The following is a 2,921-nucleotide window of genomic DNA, read 5'->3' on the forward strand; positions in this document are numbered from 1 at the left end:
GCCTAGGTCCTCTTTCGCATCGATCTTGGGCCCCGTGAAACATCAGGCTGCCGCTTCGCGCTGCGCCACCTCGCGCAACGCGGCGAGCAGCGTCTCCGTCTCCTGCGCGCCGGTGACCGCGTACTTTCCGGCCAGCACGAACGTCGGCACGCTGGAGACGCCGAGCTGGTGCGCGGCGCTCAGGTCGGCGGCGACCTCCCGGCGGCCCAGGTTCGACTCCAGGTACTCCCGCGCCTCGGTCTCGTCCAGACCGGCCTCGCCGGCCAGCGTGACCAGCGCGTCGATCGATCCGACGTCGATGCCGTCGTGGAAGTGCGCCCGGTAGAGCCGCTCGACCATCTCGGCGGAACGGTCGCGCTCGGCGGCGAAACGCACCAGCCGGTGCGCGTCGAACGTGTTCGCCGCCACCGCCCGGTCGAACCGCAGGTCCAGGCCCGCGCCCGCGGCGACGCCGGTGACGTGCGCGGCCATGCCCTCGGCCTTGTCCCGTCCGCCGAACTTGTCGCCGAGCGCCTCCAGCAGCGGCTTCGGCTCGGTGACCGGCGTCGGGTCGAGCTGGAACGGCCGGAACCGGACGTTCACCTCGCCGTCGTACGACTCCAGCGCCTGTTCCAGTCGGCGCTTGCCGATCCAGCACCAGGGGCAGACCACGTCGGCGTAGATCTCGATGTCCATGACCAGCGACAACCCGCCGGTCAGGAGATCTGTTCCCGGACCTGGCGCTTGAGCCGGGCCAGGATGGCGGTGCCGCCGCGTACGCGCAGCGGGCTGATCGCCTGCGCCAGGCCCATCCGCTGGTAGAGATCGTCCGGCACGGCCAGCACCTCCTCGGCGCTCGCCCCGGCCAACCCTTCGGCGAGGATGCCGGCGAACGCCCGGGTGGTGGGCGCCTCCGGCGGGCAGTCGAAGACGGTGCTGACCGTCTTGTTCGCGTTCACCTCGGCGCGCAGGAAGAACGCGGTCTGGCACTCGGGGACCTGCTCCAGCTCCTCCCGGTTCACACCCTCGGGCAGGGGCGGGATCACGTCGGCGAACTCCAGCAGCATCTCCAGCACGACGTCGCGCGGTGCGGCGGCGAACTCGTCCACGATCTCGGCCAGCTTCGTCGGCATCTCGGGCATGGGTCGAGGCTATCCGCCGCCGCGCGCCGTCATGCGACGGCGGTGGCGGTGCCCCGCGTCACGCGAGCGGGCCCGCTCTCACGCGTTCGGCGCGGCCTCGCTGATGTCGCTGAGCGCCGACTGGGGGTCGAGCTGCATGGCGAGGTCACCGAGGGAGACGATGCCGACGAGCTTGCGGTCGCTGTCGCAGACCAGCACGCGCCGGATGTTGCGCTCGCGCATCAGCGCCGCCGCCTCGTTCGCCGTGCAGTGCTGCTCGATCATGACCACCTCACGGGTGATGATCGAGCCGATCGTGGTGGTGCCCGGGTCGGCGCGTTCGGCCACCGCCCGCACCACGATGTCGCGGTCGGTCAGCATGCCGGCGAGCGTGGCGCCGTCGGTCACCACCACGTCGCCGATGTCCGACTCCTTCATCACCCGGGCCGCCTCGTCCAGCGGGGTCTCCGCCGGGAGGTAGATCACCTGCCTGGTCATCACGTCACTGACGCGGTACATGAGAGCCTCCGAACACCTCGGTCGATCCGTATGCGGTACCCGGTACCGCGTTCGCTACACCCCGTCGTGGCGCGTCGCGCCCACCACGTCGCGCAGACGCTCCACGATGTCCTCCACCGGCACCACGGCCCCTTCACCGGTGGCCCGGTCACGTAGTTCCACGTACCCGTCGGCGAGACGGCGGCCGACCACGACGGCGCGCGGAATGCCGATCAGCTCGGCGTCGGTGAACTTCACCCCGGCGGACACGTGCGTGCGGTCGTCGACCAGCACCCGCAGGCCGGCGGCGGCGAGGCGCCCGCCGAGGTCGAGCGCCGCGTCGAGTTGCGGCCCCTTCCCGGCGGCGACCAGGTGTACGTCGCACGGCGCGACAGCCGCGGGCCAGACCAGCCCCCGGTCGTCGTGGTGCTGCTCGGCCACCGCGGCGACCGCCCGGGACACGCCGATGCCGTAGCAGCCCATCGTGGGCCGGACCGGCTTGCCCTCCGGGCCGAGCACGTCGACCGCGAACGCGTCGGTGTACCGGCGTCCGAGCTGGAAGATGTGCCCGACCTCGATGCCCCGCCGGATGGTCAGCTCACCGGCGTCGCAGGCCGGGCAGGGGTCGCCGGGCCGCACCTCGGCCGCCTCGATCGTGCCGTCCGGTACGAAGTCGCGCCCGCAGACCACGTCGGTGGCGTGCCGGCCCGGCTCGTTCGCGCCGGTCAGCCAGGCGGTGCCGGGCACCACGCGGGGATCGACCAGGTAGCGGATGCCGTGCTTGGCCAGGATCTGCGGCCCGATGTAGCCGCGGACCAGCTCCGGGTGGGCGTCCCAGTCCTCGAAGACCGCCACCGTGGCGGGGGCCAGCACCGCCTCGACCCGCTTCAGGTCCACCTCGCGGTCGCCGGGCAGGCCGATGACCAGCGGTTCAGCCTGCTCGGCACCGGGCCTGCGGACGGTGAGGACCACGTTCTTCAACGTGTCGGCGGCGGTCCAGCCGGTGCGCCCGCCCAGCTTGCGGGCCTCGGCCAGCTCGACCAGCGCCGCGATGGTGGGCGTCTCCGGGGTGTCGTGCGTCTGGGCGGGCGGGTGCGCGTCCGGGTCACCGGCGGCCGGGGCGCGGGTCACCACCGCCTCGGTGTTCGCCGCGTAGTCGCAGGCGGTGCAGCCGACGAACGTGTCCTCACCGACCGGCGTGGCGGCCAGGAACTCCTCCGACGCGGACCCACCCATCGCGCCGGACATCGCGTGGACAGTGGTGAAGTCCAGCCCGAGCCGGGTGAAGACGCGCTCGTAGGCGGCCCGGTGCCTGTCGTACGC

Annotated in this window: 4 protein-coding genes; all 4 read right to left on the bottom strand. The window is 72.5% G+C overall.

What is annotated here, in order from left to right:
• Positions 1 to 42 precede the first annotated feature (42 nt).
• Entirely contained in the window at positions 43 to 675 is a 633-nt protein-coding gene (locus tag KBX39_RS27780) for a DsbA family protein (protein ID WP_064448019.1), read from the bottom strand.
• 20 nt (positions 676 to 695) lie between these two features.
• Positions 696 to 1,121 (bottom strand): SufE family protein, encoded by a 426-nt coding sequence (locus KBX39_RS27785; protein ID WP_043327656.1) that lies wholly within the window; start codon positions 1,119 to 1,121, stop codon positions 696 to 698.
• A gap of 78 nt (positions 1,122 to 1,199) precedes the next feature.
• Positions 1,200 to 1,619, bottom strand: a complete 420-nt coding sequence (locus KBX39_RS27790; protein ID WP_030499538.1) for a CBS domain-containing protein — start codon at positions 1,617 to 1,619, stop codon at positions 1,200 to 1,202.
• Positions 1,620 to 1,673: 54 nt separating this feature from the next.
• Positions 1,674 to 2,921, bottom strand: a 1,248-nt coding sequence (locus KBX39_RS27795) for a His/Gly/Thr/Pro-type tRNA ligase C-terminal domain-containing protein (RefSeq protein ID WP_210873335.1), incomplete at its 5' end; no start/stop codon positions are given.

Source organism: Micromonospora sp. D75 (genome assembly GCF_018070405.1).
In the GTDB taxonomy this organism is placed as follows: Bacteria; Actinomycetota; Actinomycetes; order Mycobacteriales; family Micromonosporaceae; genus Micromonospora; species Micromonospora chalcea.